The organism is Flavobacterium sp. KH_001 (assembly GCF_057840745.1).
Genome location: NZ_CM174520.1, coordinates 4014101 through 4035825 on the forward strand (window position 1 = coordinate 4014101; position 21725 = coordinate 4035825).

Here is a 21725-nt window from a genome sequence, read left to right on the forward strand (position 1 = left end):
TTCTACATTCTACTAGAAAAGAATAAAGTTAGTTTGTTTCTGTTACATCTTATTTAGCTCCCTAATTCTGCATCATCAAATAAATGACTATACAAGATTTAATTGGCACCTATTCTATTTCCGGAAGCAATCAGGATGACAGCCAGGAACTAACTTATAAAGTTATTTTGACTTTATCGTTAGATAAAAACAACCGAATTATTGCGCATTGGGTTATTAATAAGACACAAGAGCAAAAAGGTTACGGTTTCTTTAAAGATAATATTCTGGTCATTAATTTTAATTACAAAGGAGAAAACAATAAAACGTTTAAAGGAGTTGCTGTTTACCGATGCATAACCAAAGACGTATTGGATGGTTTTTGGTCTGAAAAACACGGAAACCCACTCTATTTAGGAACGGAATATTGTTTGAGAATGGAAAGTATTGAGAAACTAAACTAAATATTATTTAAGAACGAGGTTTAGGTAAGTTTCTGTCGTACATAATAATAGTTCCTGCTACTGCCACGTTTAAGCTTTTTACTGATTTAAACTTTACCAGATGATGGCATTTAGCCATTACTTTTTTGGATAAACCATGATCTTCTGCTCCTAATAAATAAACACAACGTCTTGGATGTTCAAAGGTTTCTAAATCTGAAGCTCTATCATCTAATTCAACACCAACCAATCGCGCACCTTTAGGTAAATTTTCGAAAAAAGCTTCAAAAGTATCATAATGAAAATAAGGAATTGCTTTTACTGCATCATGAGTATCGCAGGCTTGTTTGGCATATCGATTACCAATTGTAAATATAAAAGTTGCACCTAAATTTTGAGCCGATCGCCACAAAACACCCAAATTTTCAGGTGTTTTACCATTTTGTATCCCGATGCCAAAATATTCATTTATAAAATTATCATTCATAAATGCAAAAGTACAAACTGTAAGCAGATAAATCAATTTTTTATTGATCCGAAAGAAAAACCTTCTATTTGTTATTCTTTTGATACTAAATATTTGTTTTTCTAAAGCTGATTAAATTATTCCCTGAATAATACAATTCTTTATCAGTTCAGCAGTATTTTTAGAACCAGATTTAGCGAGTATATTATTGCGATGTGTTTTTACTGTCAATGGACTGATGAAAAGTTTCTCGGCTATTTCAGTATTATTTAAGCCATTTCCTATCTCTTTAATAATATCAACTTCTCTTTTAGAAAATTCAAATCCTTTAGCATCCAAATCAAGACTCAAATTCATAAATGATGGTTCGCCATTAAGTCCAATAAGTGATATTTTATAGGTATTAAAAGAGCTTAAATGATCTATACGTGTATGGATATTTAGTGATTTTCCATAACCACCACTATCATCCATTGTCAGCATTAATGCCTGATGATTAAACAATACATAATCACCGTTTTCTATTCGGCACCTATGACTGTAGCTTATTTTATAACTTAATAGTTTTTCACGCCCAATATTTTCATAGAAAAATTTTGTCAAAAAGGCTTCTGCTTTTACTACAAACTCAATATCCTCCGGATGGATGGCGCCTAATACATCATTAAAAGTTAAGGTTTCAGGATCAAATCCATGCATTTCAAATAAAGACGGACTAATATGCGAAAGCGACATATCAAAAAAATCTATTATATAAAAAGAAAATGGACCTGTACTAATAATTGAATTCGTAAGTTCATCAAAAGAGATTTGATGAGATGTTGTTTTGACAGTTCGATTTGACTCCCAAACATTATGAAGATTTTGTATTTCCGGCAGCATAATAAACAAGTAATTTTATTAAACGTATGTTAAAGCAAATTAACATAAAAAAACGTTTAAATCAAATTAATTGCATAGTAAGTGATCCAAAGCACTGCTTCTGACACCTTTTGTTGTTCCGGTTAAACCAAAATGTTTAATCCCTGCTTTTATAAAATTCTCTTATACTGACAGCAAGCATTAAAGCTAAAAACAAATAAAATATAATTCTGATAATCATTTTCGTGTAGTATTAAATTTCTAAAATGCCTTTACTAATTATTCAAAACCTCTGATACACTGCTATTTTTTAATACCTATTGTACGCAACAAACTTACTTCATATACAAACCATTTGAAATACACCAAAAGGAGTATTTTGAAAGAACTCTAACTTTCATTCACACAACTTTTAATTTCTATAAAAACAGGTAGGGGTTTTAGTAAATTCATTTAGTACTTATCTGTCATAATTCAAATTGCAAGAAAACGATTTAAGTACTACTCAAAACCGTAAACCAAATTTATGTTCCTGCTTACATTTTCTTATACGTATAAATACTCTTTTTCAACGCATTATTTTTTTTATTTTTACTTGACGCAGTTACATTAATTTAGAAACCCACCGTCATTCTTATTCAAGAGGAACCACTTCAAATATCCCGAATCAAAAAAACCTCCAAAAATCAAATATTTTTGGAGGTTTTAAATTATCTTACACTATTATTTTTTCAACGAAAACTCATACTCAATAAGCCTGAATTTTTCCTGATCAAGCGGTTTGTTAAGAAAGCGAAAAATAGCAGGATCATTTTCTGCCCGTTTAAAATCATCCGGATGTAATGATGTTGTGATCATTAAAATAATACAGTTACTTTTTATTGTTTCTGAAAGTTTAGCATATTCTTCCAAAAATTCATATCCGTTCATACCGGGCATATTGATGTCTAAAAAAATTAACTGCGGAAGTAAATCAGGAGTAGCTTCTAGTGATCTAATATAAACGAGAGCTTCAAGAGCGGATTCCTGTAAAATGATTTCTTCTGCAAAATGATATTTTTCCGCCATTCGTTTTGCAATATAACGATCTGTTGGATTGTCGTCTATTACCAGAATTTTTTTGAAAGATGGTTGAGTAATTTCTTGATTCATTTAATGATGATTGGTTATTTATTTGGTATTTTAATTAAGAAAGTCGTTCCTGCGCCTACTTCCGATTCTACTTTTATTTCTCCGTTGAGTTTGTTTACTGCTTCTTTTACAATGTACAGCCCTAGTCCTGAACCTACTGATTCATGGGATACACGATAGAACATGTCAAATATTTTTGAATGTACTTCTTCACAAATACCAATACCATTGTCCTGTATAGTAATTCTTGTTTCAGTTTGGGATGTTTCTATTTTAATACGGACAAAAGGATTTGAAACTCCTGGATTCTGATAACGAATCGCGTTTGAAATAAGATTTCCCAGAATGGTAATAAGACGATTTTTATCGGAGTAAATAGAAGTTTCACCCGAGATTTCAATGATAAATTGAATTGTTCTGTTATTATCTCCTATAAATTTTAAATTTTCAGTTACATCATTAAGAAGTTCCCTGAAATTAATTTGCTCCATATTCACTTCCATACGAGAATTTCGTGAGTAATCAAGTATATCACAAATAAAACCATCCAGTTTCTTAGCACTTCTGTTCAACATTTTAAGATGCTCCCGTGTTATCTCTTCAGCAGTATCATCTTTTGCTATTTCAATCAGACCAAGCATTGAATTCAGTGGAGCACGCAAATCATGGGAGGTACTGTAAACAAAACGATCAAGTTCATAATTGGCTGTTTTTAATTCCTGATTTTCTATTTCCCTCTTATTAAAAATTAAGTCAATGTGTGCTTCACTATATTTTTTAAACTGATACGCCCATAACCCGCAAATTGAAAAAATAACACCTGCCAATATCATATGAATAATAAAGGTCTGCAAAGGGATATAATCTAACTGAGAGAAATAAATTTCATTAAACCCCTTGTACTGAAAATAGCCGAATAATCCATGGTGGATCGCTACAACTAACATAAGCGGTATTTGGAGTTTCCAGTTTTGATACGTAATAAGTATTGCACTGGCTATAAATGCCATAAAATGCATTTCAAACATCCCATGCATCTGGTAAATAAACTGCGCCATATAAATCCCCAATACAACACTGAGAACATACTGATACAAGTTTGATTTTGGTAAAGCTATTTTTGTAGAATAATAGGCTACAAGTAATAACCCTCCAACCCCTATTGCAATTTGCCAGGTGTCATAATAGAATGCGAGAAGCAGTCCGACAACAAAAAAACTGAAAAGAAAATAATTAATTAAGTGATCTGATTTTTGTTTTATTGTAAAAAGAAAATCCTGAATATGCAAGGATTGTTCCAGGTCTTTAATATCTTGTTTCATTTTAATTATTGCAATTTGGGATCTTACCAAATTATATAAAAAAACGATAACAACAAACTATAATTAAATATATCACACAATTATTCGTAATTTTTCCTGAATTAAACAACAGTTTTAAAAATATTAAGAAGTGTTTAATAAACAGTATCTCTTTCAGTCATAAGGTTATTGTATTCTTAAAAATTTATCATAAAATTAAAAATGGTAATCCTTTGATTAATTTGCATTACTTATATTTTTACAAAAAAAATAATACAGAAAATCACCTTTTATTTTTTTAAAAGGCCAGTAACTACATTAAACAAAAAAACAACTTCTAGTTTAAGATCGACTTAATCAAAGCATTTTCTTGCTCCTTTGTAAATATGTGTGGCAAATACAAATCGTTTTCTGCTGTCCATTTTCTTTCCATTTCGAAATAATTTGAAGGAGCTATTGTTTGATTTTTAAGATGTCCTAATTGTTCTTTTTCAAACAGTTTCCATCGGTCCAAATACAAAGAACCTAAAATCCCTCCCCATTCTTTAAAAGCATAATCATGCAAATTTGTAGTAGGATCATAAGGTCCCCAAATCGTAATTTGTTCTTTTGCATTACGCAACGCCAGCTCTTTATCTTGTGGTGTAGTTCCAAAATCAGTGGCTTGCTTTAACCAGGTGTGAAGTGAAAAATGCGGATTACAATTTAATAAGTCATTCTGCTGAACAATCATCTTTCGAAACTGTTTTGAAGCGGTTTCAAAAGCAACAGCATCTTTCTTATTAATAGCATCAATCATGTTTTGATATACAATATCGCCTTTATTTGCATTAACCTGTCTTACCAAATCAATTTTATCGACCTGAAAAGTTTCGCTTTGCTCAAATTCTTTTGAAGCGCCTACAAAAAGTTTAACGGCATCAGCAAATTTTGCTACATCATAGTTTCTCTTTCTGGTTCCCCATGAAGATATACTTTCTACATTTTTACCAGGTCTTGCACAAAAAATGGATTCTGAACCACCTTCCTGATAAATCTCGGGACTACTATATATGGTTTCAAGAAATCCTTGCCAGGCAGCTAGAATTGTATCATTACTTTTTCCATAGCGATACTTAACATAATTTTTGATCCATTCTTTACTATCGACTTTCTCTTTATGCCAACCCAATTCTAACATAAAATCAATAGCTACTGAGTTGTTGTGAATTCCCTCAGGAATAATTCCGATGCCGCTTAAAAAAGCCTTATACGAGCCTGTTTTAGCACGATACACCTCATCTGCAAATCGTTGCATTTTACCGTATAAACTGACTTTGTCTCCAAAATTACTCACATTACACCAAATAAATGGAGTTCCATCGTAAGCTTTACGCGTTTCCCAATTGGCAGTATTTTCACCAAACAATTCAATAATCAAAGTTTTTGATTTATCTACACCGGCCAGTAATTTAGTGGAAGGGTTTTCCTGCCATCCCTGAAGTATCCATGTACTGGAAGGAAAAGAAAGCTGCATTTGTTTTTGAATTTCTTTAGCACAAACTGCCAGATCAGCGCCTTTTGAATTTCCTCCTTCATGAAAGGGGTCACCTCCAAAAAACTGAAGATCACTGCCATATAATTGTTTCATTTCGGAGTAATAAATACCGGAAATTTTCTCAAAGTAAGGATCTGTAGGTAATAAAAAATCAGGTCTGGTAAAACCGCCTGCCCATTTTCCCTGATCGATGATATTTACTTTTTCTTTATTTTTTAATGATGTCGGAACCATTCCATAAAAACCCTGCATTACTGGCTGAATGCCGAGCTCCTTCATACGCTTTAAAATCTTTTTTTCTAATAAAGCCTGTTGATCAATCATATTTTGAGAAACGGGTCCTCCCCAGCCTTCCATATTTCCCATGAGCCACCATGCACTAAAAGCGGGGCCAGGAATAAAATCAAAAATTTCTTTTTGAGTAAAACCAAGGCGCTTCATCGTATTCTGCCAAACGGCTTCGACCCCTACAGGAGCCAACATTAAATTTACACCATTTAAGGCCATCCAGTCCAATTCGCGTTCCCAGTCTTTCCAGGTATAAAAGCTCATCGTATAATTGATCGTGCAATAGTTTAGGGCATATCGAAAACGATAAGGAGAAACAATTCTGATTTTTTTATCAATTACCGGTATCTTTTCAAGAGGATCCATGTTATCTCCCATATGAGACATATTGCGATAACAATAGTATTTTAAGTACCAATTTAAAGCAGCTGAAGCCGAATTTACATCGGTTGCTGCAATATAGATAAGGCCTTTCTTTGAAGATAATTCAAATACATCTTTTCCTTCTTCCTTTGGTATCAGTGAAAAATTTAGTTTACCAGCAAGCCATGGAACGCGCCTGTCTGCCAACTCTTTTACTGTCTTGAAAGATTGTGCTTTTAAAGAAAAACCAAATACGATGCAGATAAGTACTACTACTAATTTTTTAACTTTCATTTATTGTAAACTATTTATTCTAAGATTATTATGCGATTTTAATCTAAAGACATATTCTGATACTTACATCAGGATCTTTTCGATAAAATTAAAGATTTTATTCTTTTGGGAAGCCTTCATTTATAACTACTTAATGCTGTAAGACAAAGAAATTTAAAATCTTTAACACAAGCATCAAAATGCTCTATTTAAAAGTAACAAATACCATTAAAGTTGTTAATTAACAGAAAATAAGACACATAACTAAACTTCGTCTCAAAAACAGGTATAACTACCTATTCCTACAATATTCATATAGTCTAATTTTGTATTGTATTGAATTACTGACATATAAACTAACATTAACCAATTAACAAAAAAAATTATGGAGACTTTTTTAGGAACAATTCTAGCATTTGGATTTAATTTTGCGCCACGAGGCTGGCTACTCTGCTATGGACAACTTTTATCAATAGCACAAAATAGTGCACTTTTTTCCTTACTTGGAACAACATATGGAGGTGATGGCGTAAATACATTTGCTTTACCTGATTTAAGAGGAAGATCTCTTGTCGGACAGGGTCAGGGACCAGGACTAAGTACTATCAATATAGGTCAAATATCCGGTACTGAAAACACTTCCCTATTAATAACCAACATGCCTTCGCATACACATGCTCTTGTTGCGGGTCAGGCTAATGTTTCTACAGTTGCTAATGCATTAAGCGGAGGTACAATAACCAACGAGACTGATAGTGGAAATAACTTTTTTGCTGCAGGTAACGCTGTTCCTAATATTTACAGTGAACCAGGAGGCACAAATAACTTAATTGGCGGTATAGCTTCGACTATCAGTGGTATTACTGGTGTTGCCGGAGGTAATCAGCCCTTTAGTATCCGAAATCCTTATCTGGGTATAAACTACTCCATCGCTACAGAAGGGATATTTCCTTCCAGAAATTAATACAATATAAATGAACAGAGGTAATTATGCCTCTGTTTTTTTAATCTTATATTATGGACAACGCTATTAAAATTGGGATCCTGATTCCAAAATCGCAACAATATCCAACATTAGACAGAGATTTTATCAGAGGTTTAAAGCTTAATAATCTCGATGTCAATTTTTTTGTGGAAAGTATTGGAATTGGTGCAGATGAGAAAATGATAATTGAGAAAATACAAAAATTAAATTTCCAGGAAGATATATCTATTATCATTGGCTTTTTTGGGCATTATAATATTTCTGAAGTTTATCATTATGCTTCAAAAAATGATATTTTACTGCTTGTTGCTGATACAGGAGCAACGATACCCTATGAGACAGCTGCACACAGAGGTGTTTACATTAATTCTTTTGGGTTAACAGAATCGTGCTATCATTTAGGCACTTATCTAATAGCTAAAAACTATCAGAAAATTGTAACCGCAACTTCGTTTTACGATTCAGGTTACGGTATGTTAGCTGCTATTGAATATGCTTTTAAAGAAAACCCTATTTTTTCAGGACACTATATCACTCCTTTTGTACCACGAGAAAATGAATCTGCATACATGGATGAGTTTATTAATTCGCACGATCCTGATGCTGTTTTTGCTTTCTATAGCGGTCTATATGCTGAGGAAAATGCTGATTTTACAAATCAAAATAAAGTCACTAAAAAGTACCCGTTTTATGTAACTCCTTTTTTTATCAACAATAAAATTTTAGAAGAATTTAGGATTGAGCCCCACGAACTCTACGTTGTAAGCTCCTGGATGCAAAATGATAGTAATAGTGCCTACTTTACTGACGAATATAAAAGTAAATATTCAGACGCGCCGTCCGTGTTTTCTATTTTAGGATATGAAAATGGGCTGATAATAAAAACCATTCTTCGTAATACCGGGAACAATACCAGTATAAGTTCTTTAATTGAAGAAATTGATAAACTAAATATCTCCGGCCCCAGAGGAAATATTGAATTCGATAAGGGGACAAACAGAACAAAGTTTGCTCACCATATGTATAAATTAAATTTTGATTCTAATGATGATATCAGTTTTAATAAAATAAAAACATTCGTTAATGACGGGCATTTTATTAAAGCTTTTACTTCATCTAATAAACCTGAAAAAGCAGGCGGCTGGCAAAATGCCTACTTATGTCATTAAACTAAAATTTTATGTTATGAAAAGAAAACTACTCACATTTATCGTCTTTTTGTGTACCTATTTTGTACAACAAAATGTAAATGCCCAAACTACTCTGGCAGCAGGTGACATAGCTTTTATTGGCTATCAAACCGCTGGTTCAGATGGTTTTTCTTTTATTACCCTTAAGGCTATGAATACAGGCACGCTCTTGTATTTAACTGAAAAAGGATGGGGTAACGGAACCTGGATTTCAGGTAGTACCGAACCACATTTATTATGGACGGTACCGGCATTTACACCCGCAGGGACTATAGTATCAATTGTGGAAACTGCAACGTTAGATACTTTCACAGTAACAGGAACAACACCGGCCTCAATCACATTTGCCTTAGGAACAGGCTTTAATTTATCTGGCGGTGATCAGATGCTGGCCTATCAATCTTCTACTGGTCCGCAGCCTGCATCACCTATATTTATTGCAGGTGTACATGCAGATTATAATCTTGGTGACTATGATACAACTACCAAATGGAATACAACTGGAGCTACTGGAGGAAACTCAAGCTCTTTGCCTCCGGGTTTAGCCAATGGTGTAAATTGTGTTTCGTTATTCCCTGGAGTTTCAGAAGTTGCCAACAGTAAATATATAGGTACATTAACAGGTTCTAAGGCAGCATTATTAGCAAGTATAAATAATTATAATAATTGGTCTCATCATGGAACTAATGACCTAGGAATAACGCCTTCAGGTTATGTTACACCAGCAGTGTCTCCTACTGTTGTTGCAACTGTTACTACCAACACAGCTACAACTATTAAAGCTGTTTCGGCGATAATGGGTGGTAGTCTAAGTGTGGATGGTGGTGACGAAGATGTAGAAAGAGGAATAGTTTGGGCTACAACTGCATCTCCAACCATTTCTAATAATAAAGTTCAAAATGGAACAGGAACAGGATCATTTAGTGCTACAATTACCGGACTCCCTTCTGGTTCTACTATTCATTACAGAGCATATGCTACTAATACTGCCGGTACTAGTTATGGTACAGAATTAACATTCAATACAACTGCCGGTCTAAGTACTTCATCTACACCACAAACTAATATAAACTGCAATGGAGGAAACAATGGTGTCGCTACTGTTGTTGTAACAGGTGGTACGGTACCTTACTCTTATTCCTGGTCCCCGTCTGGAGGAACTGGAGCAACGGCATCTTCACTTGTTGCCGGAACCTATACCGTAACGATTACTGATGGGGAAGCAACTCAAATTACAAGAACTTTTAACATAACACAGCCTTCAGTCCTTAACGGCACTTCTTCTACAACTCCAGTTTCATGTTTTGGAGGATCTAATGGTACTGCAACTATTACTCCTACAGGAGGCGCAGGCGGATATACTTTTTTATGGTCTAATGGAGCAACAACCGCGACCGCTTCAGGACTTGTGACGGGAACCTATAATGTTACCATTACAGATGCCAATGCCTGTACGAAAACGGTAACTAGTATTACTGTTGGAACTCCGGCGGCAGCCCTTGATGGAACTCCAAGTGTAACAAATGTTTCCTGTTTTCAAGGCTCAAATGGAGCAGCTACAATTACCCCATCAGGCGGAACTCCTGGCTATACTTACTTATGGAACACTGGAGCAACAACTCAAACTATTACGGGACTTGTAGCAGGAACTTATAGTGTCACTATCTCTGACGCTAACGCCTGTACAAAAAATATCTCTGGCATTGTCGTTGGAGAACCTACTAGTGCAATTACTGGAAGTATCACTAAAACAGATGTTTCTTGTAATGGAGGAGCTAATGGTACAGCTACTGCTTCAGCCACAGGAGGAACGCCCGGGCCTGGATATACTTATTTCTGGTCACCGTCTGGAGGTACTAGTGCTACAGCAACAGGTCTTGTTGCCGGAACATACACCGTTACGATTACAGATGCTAATTCGTGTCAAACAACTGAAAATGTTACTATTACTCAACCTAGCGAATTAATCGTCACACCATTAGCACAAACTAATATAGCATGCCATGGTGACGCTACCGGATCTGCTACGGTAAATGTAACAGGAGGAACTGGTGCATACTCTTATTCATGGGCACCCTCAGGAGGTACTGGCGCAACAGCATCAGGATTAACTGCCGGAACTTATACAGTTACTGTTACAGATGAAAATGGATGTTTTGCGACACAAAGTTTTATAATCAATGGTCCATCAGCTGCTTTATCAGCAACTACCGCATCGACAGGTGTTAGTTGTTTTAGTGGATCAAATGGTACAGCTAGTGTAACAGTATCGGGAGGAACACCTTCATATACTTATTTATGGGCACCGCTTGGAGGTACTACCTCAAGTATCACAGGAAGACCAGCAGGAAACTATACATGTACTATTACAGATGCAAATGGATGTACATTGGTTAAAAATATTACAATTTCAACTCCCCCGTTAGTATCTTTAACAACTTCTAAAACAGATGTGTCTTGCAATGGAGGATCTAATGGTTCAGCTAGTGTAACTGCATCCGGAGGAACACCGGGTTATACTTACTCATGGTCTCCATCTGGAGGAACTGCAGCCTCAGCCTTCGGTTTGTCAGCAGGAACTTATACGGTTACTGTTACAGATGCCAATACTTGTAGCAATACTGCAACTGTCACAATAAATCAACCATCAGTTTTAACAGCATCAACAGCATCAACTGGATTACTTTGTAATGGTCAAGGCAACGGAACAGCAACAGTAATCGTTTCAGGCGGTACACCTGGATATACTTACCTATGGTCACCTTCCGGAGGAACAGCTTCTACAGCAACAGGATTAGCAGCAGGAAGCTACTCTTGTTTAATTACGGATGCTAACGGTTGTTTCCTAACTAAAACCTTCAACATCTCACAGCCAAATGTCTTAAATGCATCTACAAGTCAAATCAATGCAACTTGTATTACTGGAGGGCAGGCAGCTGTTAGCCCTACAGGTGGTACTGCACCATATAACTATTTATGGTCACCTTCTGGAGCAACAACACAACTAATAACAGGATTAGCAGCAGGAAATTATAGCTGTTTTATTACTGATGCTAATGGTTGTACGGTAACCAAAAATTTTAATGTGACAAGCACAAATACATTAGTTGCTACTACATCCCAGACTAATATTCTTTGTAATGGTTCAAACACAGGTTCAGCCTCTGTAGTTCCCTCAGGAGCTCCGGGGCCATATACCTATTCTTGGGCTCCATTTGGAGGTAATGCAGATACAGCGAGCAATCTTATGGTAGGAAATTATAGTGTAACCATAACTTCAAGTAATGGTTGTTCAATTGTTAAAAACTTTACGATTACCCAACCTTCCGCAATGGCAGTTATGCCGTCACAAACTAATATATTATGCAATGGTGCCGCTACAGGATCTGCTTCTGTTTCAGTAACCGGAGGAACTGGCGCATATACTTATGCATGGGCACCTTCTGGAGGAACGGCAGCAACAGCAACAGGACTAACTGCCGGAAATTATACCGTAACCGTTACTGATGCTAACTTGTGTCAGACCACACAACCATTTACAATTACAGAGCCTGATGCTCTTACTGCTACAATAGCTCCAACAAACGTAAGCTGCAACGGAGGAACAAACGGATCTGCAACAGTAACTACAATTGGCGGAACTGGTGCATATACATATGCATGGGCACCATCAGGCGGAACTGCTGCAACAGCAACAGGACTAACTGCAGGAACTTATACTGTTACCGTTACAGATGCCAATACTTGTTCTACAACTCAAAGCGTTACACTAACGGAACCAACTCTATTAATTGCCTCTGCAGGAGGTCAAACTGATGTTAGCTGCAATGGACTTAATGATGGATCTGCTACTGTTAACATAACTGGAGGAACAGGCTCTTATACGTATTCGTGGTCTCCAGCTGGAGGTACCGCAGCAACTGCTACAGGACTTAGTCCGGGAACTTACACCGTAACCGCTACTGATGCAAACAGCTGTACAGCAACGCAAAGTTTTACAATAACAGAACCAGCTGTTTTAACAGCTGTTATCACAAGTCAAACTGATGTTTCTTGTAATGGAGGAACAACAGGAGCAGCAAACGTAACCGCAGCTGGAGGAATTGGTACATACACATATGCATGGGCTCCTTCTGGAGGAACGGCTGCTACAGCGACAGGACTTAGCGCCGGAACTTATACAGTAACTGTGACTGATGCTAATAGCTGTACTACAACTCAAAGCGTTACTTTAACAGAACCTAATGCGCTTACTGCTACAATAACTCCAACAAATGTAAGCTGTAACTCGGGAACAAACGGATCTGCAACAGTAACTGTCACTGGAGGAACTGGAGCATATACATATTCATGGGCTCCTACTGGTGGAACTGCTGCAACGGCAACAGGACTTACTGCAGGAACTTATACCGTAACAGTTACGGATGCTAATAGTTGTAATACAACTGAGAGCATTACTATAACGGAACCAACTCCATTAGTTGCTTCTGCAGGAGGTCAAACAAATGTTAGCTGTAACGGACTTACCAATGGATCTGCAACAGTAAACGTAACAGGCGGAACTGGAACTTATACTTATGTTTGGTCTCCATCAGGTGGAACTGCCGATACAGCAACAGGACTGAGCCCGGGAACTTATACAGTAACCGTAACAGATACAAACAGTTGTACCGCAACGCAAAGTTTTACAATTACAGAACCAGCTCTATTAACTGCCTCTATTACTGCGCAAACAAATGTTACTTGCAATGGTCAAGCCAATGGATCAGCAACAGTAACTGCAAATGGAGGAGCAGGTTCTTATACTTACTCATGGTCTCCATCTGGAGGAAATGCCGATACAGCAACAGGACTTAGCGGAGGAATTTATACAGTAACCGTTACTGACGCTAATAGCTGTTCAACAACTCAAAGCGTTACAATCACAGCACCTAATGCTATTACTGCTACAATAGCTCCAACAAACGTGAGCTGTAACGGAGGCACTACAGGAGCCGCAACCGTCACCGCAACTGGAGGAACGGGTGCTTATACATATGCTTGGACACCTTCTGGAGGAACTGCTGCAACAGCAACAGGACTTACTGCAGGAACTTATACCGTAACGGTTACTGATGCCAATAGCTGTACTGCAACTCAAAGTGTTACTATAACCGAACCTTCTCTATTAACTGCTTCCAGTGGAGGACAAACTCATGTTACCTGCAACGGACTTAATGATGGATCTGCAACTGTAAACGTAACAGGTGGAACTGGTACTTATACGTATGCTTGGGCTCCATCGGGTGGAACTGCAGAAACTGCAACAGGACTTAGTCCGGGAACTTATACAGTAACTGTAATAGATGCAAACAGTTGTACGGCAACGCAAAATTTTACAATTACAGAACCAGCACTTTTAGCAACTTCTATTACAGATCAAACAGATGTTACTTGTAATGGAGGAACGACAGGAGCTGCAACAGTAACCGCAACTGGTGGAACTGGATTTTATACTTACGCCTGGGCTCCATCAGGTGGAACTGCTGCAACAGCAACAGGACTTAGCGCCGGAACTTATACAGTAACTGTGACTGATGCTAATAGCTGTACTACAACTCAAAGTGTGACTATAACTGAACCTAATGTGCTTACTGCTACGATAGCTCCAACAAACGTGAGCTGTAACGGAGGCACTACAGGAGTCGCAACCGTAACCGCAACTGGTGGAACGGGTGCTTATACATATGCTTGGGCACCTTCTGGAGGAACTGCTGCAACAGCAACAGGACTTACTGCAGGAACTTATACCGTAACGGTTACTGATGCCAATAGCTGTACCACAACTCAAAGTGTTACTTTAACGGAGCCAGCTCAATTAGTAGCTTCTGTAGGAAGTCAAAATGATGTTACCTGCAACGGACTTAACAATGGATCTGCAACTGTAAACGTAACAGGTGGAACTGGATTTTATACTTACGCCTGGGCTCCATCAGGTGGAACTGCTGCAACAGCAACAGGACTTAGCGCCGGAACTTATACAGTAACTGTGACTGATGCCAACAGCTGTACTACAACTCAAAGTGTGACTATAACTGAACCTAATGTGCTTACTGCTACGATAGCTCCAACAAACGTGAGCTGTAACGGAGGCACTACAGGAGTCGCAACCGTAACCGCAAATGGTGGAACGGGTGCTTATACATATGCTTGGGCACCTTCTGGAGGAACTGCTGCAACAGCAACAGGACTTACTGCAGGAACTTATACCGTAACGGTTACTGATGCCAATAGCTGTACTACAACTCAAAGCGTTACTTTAACGGAGCCAGCTCAATTAGTAGCTTCTGTAGGAAGTCAAAATGATGTTACCTGCAACGGACTTAACAATGGATCTGCGACTGTAAATGTAACAGGTGGAACTGGAACTTATACTTACGTTTGGTCTCCATCAGGTGGAACTGCCGATACAGCAACAGGACTTAGCCCGGGAACTTATACAGTAACCGTAACAGATGCAAACAGTTGTACTGCAACGCAAAGTTTTACAATTACAGAACCAGCTCTATTAACTGCCTCTATTACTGCGCAAACAAATGTTACTTGTAATGGTCAAGCCAATGGATCAGCAACCGTAACAGCAAATGGCGGAGCAGGTTCTTATACTTACTCATGGTCTCCATCTGGAGGAAATGCCGATACAGCAACAGGACTTAGCGGAGGAACTTATACAGTAACCGTAACTGATGCTAATAGCTGTACAACAACTCAAAGTGTTACTATAATAGAACCTAATGCTCTTACTGCTACAATTACTCCAACAAATGTGAGTTGTAACGGAGGAACTACAGGAACTGCAACCGTAACTGCAACTGGTGGAACTGGTGCTTATACTTACTTATGGGCGCCTTCTGGAGGAACTGCTGCAACAGCAACAGGGCTTATTGCAGGAACTTATACAGTAACTGTGACAGATGCTAACAGCTGTACTACAACTAAAAGTGTTGCTCTAACCGAACCAGCTCAATTAGTAGCTTCTATAGGCTCTCAAACAAATGTTTCTTGTCATGCAGGAAGTAATGGGACAGCAACTGTAAATGTAACGGGGGGAACTGGGTCTTATACTTATGCATGGAGTCCTTCTGGAGGAAATAGTGCTACAGCTTCCGGGCTTAATGCCGGAACGTACACTGTAACCGTAACAGATGCTAACAATTGTACTGCAACACAAATTTTCAATATATCAGAACCAAACCTATTAGCTTCGAACATTGCATCTCAAACTAATGTTTCTTGTAGCGGATTAAATAATGGAGCTGTGATTATCAATGTTACAGGTGGAGTTACTCCTTATACTTATTTATGGTCTAATGGTGGTACAACAAAAGATGTTAGTGGTTTAGCTGCAGGTATCTATACCCTAACAATTAATGACGCTAATAATTGTTCTGCTACACAATCTGTAACTATAAGTACTATTCCAGATGTAACGCCACCAGTTCCTACTGTTGCAAATCTTCCGGAAATCACTAATTATTGCTCTGTTTTAGCAGCACAAATTCCAATTCCTACAGCAACAGACAATTGTGCCGGAATTATTAATGCAACAACAACTAGTCCTCTGAATTATACTACTGACGGAAGTTATGTTATTACATGGAGTTTTGATGATGGCAGTGGAAATATTTCAACACAGAATCAAACAGTTAAAGTTTCAAATTCTCTTATCGATCAGGTAACTTTCAATGATACTGAATTTACTTTTGATAGTAATGAACATGTAATACAGGTGGCTAATCTTCCTGCAGGAGCGAGCGTCGCTTACTCTACTGTTCCGGCAACCGGAACAAATAATGGTGCTACTAACGCCGGTATTTATGCCGTTACTGCTACAGTAACACCATCAGCAGCTACACCAAATTGCTCACCAGTCACTTTAACTGCAAATCTTACTATTAAAAAAGCGGCGCAGCAAATTACATTCGGAGCTTTGGTACCAAGAATTCTTGGCGGTAATAACGATTTTAATTTACAGGCTCTTTCTAATTCAGGTTTACCAATACGCTTTTCATTTACCTACACTTCTGCCCTGCCGCCGGCTGATGTTTCACCAACTGGTGTAGTAAGTATGTTAAGATCAGGAGAATTGCTAATTACGGCTCATCAGGATGGAAATGAAAATTATCTTCCGGCAGCAAGTGTTTCACAGCTTCTTATAATCAAAAACAATGATATAACAGTTCAAAGTATTACCATAGGAAGTAAAGTTTATACTAATCCTGCGAAAGATATTACGTATCTTATGTCATGTGGAGAAAACAATCCTAATATCGCTGTTGTAAATCAAACAAACGCCACTATTATACCGGGCGCTAATTTCTCTATTGCAACTCCAAAACCAGGGATTTACACACAAAATGTAACTATTACTTCGCAAGATGGAACCGCTACGGCAAACTACACCATCAAAGTAGAAAAACCATTTGCGTTTTATGATATTGTGAAACAGAAGTTTAATAATATCCTTCTTGTAAACAACAATCCGCTAACAAATGGTGGTTATGTGTTTGTTGCTTTCCAATGGTTTAAAAATGGCCAACTAGTCGGAACCGGACCTTATTATTCAGCTGGAAATGAATTAAATTCTATATTGGATACTTCGGCAATATACAGTGTAAAAATGACTACGCTGGATGGAAGAGTATTGCAGACATGCGACGCTACGATTGTGCTTCAAAATACGTTAGAAGCCAAACTTTATCCTAACCCAATTGAAGTAGGAAAAGTAATTACTGTTGAAGCCGATTTTCCTGAAGAAGAGTTACAAAATATGCAAATAACACTTTATTCTGTATCTGGTAAACTGATTAAAACAGTGCAATCATCTTCTGTCAAAACTGAAATACAATTACCTGAAACAACAGGAAGCAATATGTACCTTGTTGTTCTCGAAGCTGGTAACATCAAAAAAACTTTCAAAGTAATTGTAAAATAAATAATCTGCCAGTGCTAGATAAAAATAGCACTGGCATAATTTAACTTTAAGATGAAAAAAAATATAAGCAACTCTATAAAATCATTGGCTGCAGCGGCACTTTTAATTATATGCCTCGATAGTTATGGTCAGGATAAAAAACAAGAAATATCGATATCTCTAGGCGGGCCCTTTTCGTATTTGGATTATTTACCAGAAGCTCAAGTAGTTGCTGGTAATGGTTTTAGTGCAGGATTTCGTTATTCTTACTACCTAAATGAAACTGTCAGTATTGGTGTAGGTGTAGAATATCAGACGTACAGATCTGATTTTAAATCCTCGTTTCTCTCAGGACAATATATGACTACAGATGCTGAGAATGAATCTTTTCAGTTTCGATATAAAGCTACCAATTTAAGAGAAGAACAAAACTTAGGATATATCAATATTCCAATTGGTATTCAATATGAAACTCCGGGAACATCACAATTATATCTTGCCGGTGGATTTAAAATTGGATTTGCAGCAAATGGAAAATACGAAACAAAAATTGAAAATCTAACTACAAGCGGCTACTATCCGCAGTATAATGTTGAATTATTTGCTCCTGCATTTGCTGGTTTCGCAAGTACAGATAATATCAAAACAAGTAAACAAGATCTGGATACTGATGTATCCTATTCTGCTACTTTTGAAACAGGTCTAAAGCAAAAGATCGGATCAAGAAGTTCTCTTTATATTGGTCTTTATTTAGATTATGGATTAAACAATATCTATGACAAAAATGAAAGCAAAAATCTGATTCAATATAATCCCGAACTTCCGGTACAGTTAGGATATAATTCTATTCTTGATTCATCAAAAGTTACTGATGTGATATTGATTTCTTATGGTATCAAATTAAGATATGCTTTGCGTTAATTTAAAAACAAGCGTTGTAGCATCTTTAATTACTTTTAGATAAAAAACAAAAAAAAACGAGGAACTAAGTTCCTCGTTTTTTTTTGTTTTTCTACTTACTCGTTACTCTTTACTCTTTAAAATAATTAGCTCCCCAAATAGTATATCGCTTTTTCATCGTTTCAAGTTTTGTTTGAAATTCAGTCCAGTTTTTACTCTCTTTTGGAGACCACAATACTTCACTTAGAGCGCTCAATCGAGGGAATATCATATATTCTACTTTAGCCGGATTGGCCATATATTCTGTCCATACATTTCCCTGTGCTCCTAAAACGTATTTTGCCTGTTGTTCGTTTAATTCTTTCGGAATTGGCTCATAAGCGTAAACTGTTTCTATTGGTAAATAACCGCCAATAGTAACTTCTTTTTCATTTTTGGTTTGCGAATGATCTAGATAAACATGGCTTCCCGGGGTCATAATAACTTTATGATTTTCTTTTGCAGCTGCAATTCCGCCTTCCTCGCCTCTCCAGCTCATTACTATAGCATTTGGAGCAAGACCACCTTCTAATATTTCATCCCAGCCAATTAAAGTTCTTCCCTTTCCATTGATGTATTTTTCCATACGCTGAATAAAGTAACTCTGAAGACCGTGCTCATCCTTCAATCCTTTTTCTTTTATCAACTGCTGACAAAATTCACTTTTTTTCCAGGCATCTTTAGGAGCTTCATCACCCCCAACGTGAATGTATTTAGAAGGAAATAAAACTATTACTTCATCAATAACATCCTGCAAAAACTTAAAGGTATATTCACTTGGAACATAAACATCAGAATGAACTCCCCAGGTTTCCTGAACAATTTTATTTCTTCCATTTGCCATTTCCTGCTTGCTTTTAGCTGAAATCATATTATCAGGAAGTTGCGTTTTCTCATTAGGGAAACAGCTTAACTCCGGATAGGCCGCAATTGCAGCACTACCATGCCCCGGCATTTCAATTTCCGGAATTACCGTAATAAATCGGTCTGAAGCATATTTTACAATATCTTTTACTTCTTCCTGCGTATAAAAACCGCCTTCTGGAGTATTGTCACTTCCTTTACCAGGATAACTTCCAAGAATACTACCGTTTCTCTTAGAGCCTATTTCTGTAAGTTTAGGATATTTTTTGATTTCGATTCTCCATCCCTGATCTTCCGTTAGATGCCAATGAAAATAATTCATTTTGTGCAACGCCAGATAATCAATATATTTTTTTACAAAGGCAACCGGAAAAAAGTGACGTCCAACGTCCAACATTGCTCCTCTGTATTCAAAACGAGGCTCATCCTGCACATCAACAGCCGCAATTGCAAGGCTTTTGCTTTTTTCAACAGGCAGTAATTGAATAAGGGTTTGCATTCCGTAGAAAGTTCCTATTGCAGCATTCCCGTTAATTTCAACACCATTTTTATCTGATTTAAAAGTATAACCTTCACTTTTAAGTCCTTTACTATTATTCTGACTTGTTAATTTGATGTAATTTGTATTTGCTTTTTTTGCAATAGGCAATACAAAACCGTAATAATTAGATAAATAACCATTCAGAAAAGCAGCCGTAGCATTATCTTCTTTATTAGTAACAACCAAACTTGTTTGTGAAGTAATCACAAAATTTCCGGTATTCCTCACCACTTTTACAGGCTGCGGAATAATATTTACTTCCTGCGCAAACGACAATGTCGTGCATAAAAGAAGCGAAAAGAAAAATGACTTAACCATGTTTATTATTTAATTAAATTATTATTAAAACTAAAAAAACGTCGTGTGTACGATAACACCTTGAGTACAATTTACAATAAATTTACTTAATAAATTGAAACATAGATTTTTGACTAAAAATAAAACGAAATCCATTTCTTGTACAAAATTAGCTTTACGCATTTTAAACAAGTGAAATGCCTTTTTTGAAAGTTTAAAAACCTATGTTTCTATGTGATACAATTAATTTCACCCAACGGGTTACATTAATCTATTTTGTATAGGCTATCGCAGTTTGTTTACTAGTACCCAAACCTTCAATTCCTAATTCTACAACATCACCTGCTTTAAGATAAATTGGTTCCGGCTTTATTCCCAAACCAACTCCCGGAGGCGTTCCTGTACTAATGATATCACCAGGAAGCAAGGTCATAAACTGACTTAAATAATGTACCAAAAATGGAATTTTGAAAACTAAATTTAACGTGTTACTGTCTTGGAATTTCTTACCGTTTACAGTCAGCCACATTGATAAATTATCAACATCTTTTACTTCATCCTTTGTAGCCAAAAATGGTCCAAGAGGTGCAAATGTATCACTTCCTTTTCCTTTAGCCCATTGTCCGCCACGTTCGATTTGAAACGCTCTTTCGCTGTAATCGTTCAATAAAGCATATCCTGCAACATAATCCAAAGCTTCTGCTTCTTCTACATAACTTGCTTTTTTACCCACAACAAACGCCAGTTCCACTTCCCAGTCTGTTTTTTCACTGTTCTTCGGAATAATCAGATTGTCATTTGGTCCGCATAAAGACGTTGTTGATTTAAAAAAGATAATTGGTTCTGCCGGAATTGGCGCATTGGTTTCTAAACAATGGTCAACATAATTTAATCCAATACAGATTATTTTTGAAGGTCTCGCCACCGGAGAACCTAAACGTACACTATCATCAACTTCTGGCAAAGCCGGATTACTCTCTAATGCTTTTTGTAATTTGTCTAAGCCATTTTCTTCAAAAAAACTTTCGTTAAAATCTGTTACAAGTGACGAAACATCATATCTTTTTTCACCAATTAAAACTCCTGGTTTTTCTTTTCCTATTTCTCCAAAACGTATTAATTTCATTTTTTTTCTTTTTAAGGTACTGAGGTGCTAAGGTTCTGAGGTGCTAAGGTTTTTTCTCAGCATCTTGGTACCTTAGTACCTCTTTTAAATTATTTATTTTTCTTTTTTTAAGGTTCTAAGGAAGTAAAGTTCTGAGGTTCTAAGTCCAAAAAAACCTTAGAATCTTAGTCCCTCAGAACCTTAGTCCC

The 21725-nt window shown here is 36.7% G+C and carries 12 protein-coding genes; 5 read left to right on the plus strand and 7 right to left on the minus strand.

Annotated features, from left to right (window positions below):
• The first annotated feature begins 83 nt into the window (after positions 1-83).
• Complete coding sequence (locus tag AC3ITQ_RS17365) at positions 84-443, plus strand: hypothetical protein (protein WP_489235395.1); 360 nt, start codon at positions 84-86, stop codon at positions 441-443.
• Between the two features lie 7 nt (positions 444-450).
• Here AC3ITQ_RS17365 and AC3ITQ_RS17370 read toward each other — a convergent pair whose 3' ends face one another.
• The 5 genes from AC3ITQ_RS17370 to AC3ITQ_RS17390 all read right to left on the minus strand — a co-directional run bounded on the left by AC3ITQ_RS17370 (position 451) and on the right by AC3ITQ_RS17390 (position 6663).
• Positions 451-909 carry an RNA methyltransferase gene (locus AC3ITQ_RS17370; protein WP_375032300.1) on the minus strand — a complete coding sequence of 153 codons (459 nt, stop codon included), beginning with the start codon at positions 907-909 and terminating at the stop codon, positions 451-453.
• Between the two features lie 111 nt (positions 910-1020).
• Positions 1021-1770, minus strand: coding sequence for a LuxR C-terminal-related transcriptional regulator (locus AC3ITQ_RS17375; RefSeq protein ID WP_489235396.1), 750 nt, complete (start codon positions 1768-1770; stop codon positions 1021-1023).
• A gap of 702 nt (positions 1771-2472) precedes the next feature.
• Positions 2473-2901, minus strand: coding sequence for a response regulator (locus tag AC3ITQ_RS17380; protein WP_489235397.1), 429 nt, complete (start codon positions 2899-2901; stop codon positions 2473-2475).
• A 14-nt stretch (positions 2902-2915) separates the two neighbouring features.
• The gene (locus AC3ITQ_RS17385) at positions 2916-4202 is read right to left on the minus strand and encodes a sensor histidine kinase (RefSeq protein ID WP_489235398.1); all 1287 of its coding nucleotides are present in this window, start codon (positions 4200-4202) and stop codon (positions 2916-2918) included.
• A 316-nt stretch (positions 4203-4518) separates the two neighbouring features.
• Entirely contained in the window at positions 4519-6663 is a 2145-nt protein-coding gene (locus tag AC3ITQ_RS17390) for an alpha-N-acetylglucosaminidase (protein WP_489235399.1), read from the minus strand.
• A 364-nt stretch (positions 6664-7027) separates the two neighbouring features.
• Between AC3ITQ_RS17390 and AC3ITQ_RS17395 the strand changes: the two genes are divergently transcribed.
• From AC3ITQ_RS17395 to AC3ITQ_RS17410, 4 genes are read left to right on the plus strand one after another with little or no spacing between them, the layout of a single operon-like run.
• A complete protein-coding gene (locus tag AC3ITQ_RS17395) occupies positions 7028-7606 on the plus strand; it encodes a phage tail protein (protein WP_489235400.1) in 579 nt (192 codons plus the stop codon).
• 53 nt (positions 7607-7659) lie between these two features.
• Entirely contained in the window at positions 7660-8796 is a 1137-nt protein-coding gene (locus tag AC3ITQ_RS17400; RefSeq protein WP_489235401.1) for an ABC transporter substrate-binding protein, read from the plus strand.
• A gap of 16 nt (positions 8797-8812) precedes the next feature.
• Entirely contained in the window at positions 8813-17791 is an 8979-nt protein-coding gene (locus AC3ITQ_RS17405) for a T9SS type A sorting domain-containing protein (RefSeq protein WP_489235402.1), read from the plus strand.
• Positions 17792-17842: 51 nt separating this feature from the next.
• Positions 17843-18691, plus strand: coding sequence for an outer membrane beta-barrel protein (locus AC3ITQ_RS17410; RefSeq protein ID WP_489235403.1), 849 nt, complete (start codon positions 17843-17845; stop codon positions 18689-18691).
• Positions 18692-18800: 109 nt separating this feature from the next.
• Here the strand turns inward: AC3ITQ_RS17410 and AC3ITQ_RS17415 are convergent, their stop codons facing one another.
• Both AC3ITQ_RS17415 and AC3ITQ_RS17420 read right to left on the minus strand, forming a co-directional pair.
• Positions 18801-20432 carry a beta-N-acetylhexosaminidase gene (locus AC3ITQ_RS17415; RefSeq protein WP_489235404.1) on the minus strand — a complete coding sequence of 544 codons (1632 nt, stop codon included), beginning with the start codon at positions 20430-20432 and terminating at the stop codon, positions 18801-18803.
• A 250-nt stretch (positions 20433-20682) separates the two neighbouring features.
• Positions 20683-21537: a fumarylacetoacetate hydrolase family protein gene (locus AC3ITQ_RS17420; protein WP_489235405.1), complete on the minus strand. Its 855-nt coding sequence runs from the start codon at positions 21535-21537 to the stop codon at positions 20683-20685.
• Between the last annotated feature and the right edge of the window lie 188 nt (positions 21538-21725).

What these genes read in the sequence shown, in the direction of transcription:
- AC3ITQ_RS17390 (WP_489235399.1), bottom strand. Translation starts at nt 6,663, where the DNA reads ATGAAAGTTAAAAAATTAGTAGTAGTACTTATCTGCATCGTATTTGGT.
- AC3ITQ_RS17380 (WP_489235397.1), bottom strand. Translation starts at nt 2,901, where the DNA reads ATGAATCAAGAAATTACTCAACCATCTTTCAAAAAAATTCTGGTAATA.
- AC3ITQ_RS17375 (WP_489235396.1), bottom strand. Translation starts at nt 1,770, where the DNA reads ATGCTGCCGGAAATACAAAATCTTCATAATGTTTGGGAGTCAAATCGA.
- AC3ITQ_RS17415 (WP_489235404.1), bottom strand. Translation starts at nt 20,432, where the DNA reads ATGGTTAAGTCATTTTTCTTTTCGCTTCTTTTATGCACGACATTGTCG.
- AC3ITQ_RS17420 (WP_489235405.1), bottom strand. Translation starts at nt 21,537, where the DNA reads ATGAAATTAATACGTTTTGGAGAAATAGGAAAAGAAAAACCAGGAGTT.
- AC3ITQ_RS17405 (WP_489235402.1), top strand. Translation starts at nt 8,813, where the DNA reads ATGAAAAGAAAACTACTCACATTTATCGTCTTTTTGTGTACCTATTTT.
- AC3ITQ_RS17410 (WP_489235403.1), top strand. Translation starts at nt 17,843, where the DNA reads ATGAAAAAAAATATAAGCAACTCTATAAAATCATTGGCTGCAGCGGCA.
- AC3ITQ_RS17365 (WP_489235395.1), top strand. Translation starts at nt 84, where the DNA reads ATGACTATACAAGATTTAATTGGCACCTATTCTATTTCCGGAAGCAAT.
- AC3ITQ_RS17395 (WP_489235400.1), top strand. Translation starts at nt 7,028, where the DNA reads ATGGAGACTTTTTTAGGAACAATTCTAGCATTTGGATTTAATTTTGCG.
- AC3ITQ_RS17400 (WP_489235401.1), top strand. Translation starts at nt 7,660, where the DNA reads ATGGACAACGCTATTAAAATTGGGATCCTGATTCCAAAATCGCAACAA.
- AC3ITQ_RS17370 (WP_375032300.1), bottom strand. Translation starts at nt 909, where the DNA reads ATGAATGATAATTTTATAAATGAATATTTTGGCATCGGGATACAAAAT.
- AC3ITQ_RS17385 (WP_489235398.1), bottom strand. Translation starts at nt 4,202, where the DNA reads ATGAAACAAGATATTAAAGACCTGGAACAATCCTTGCATATTCAGGAT.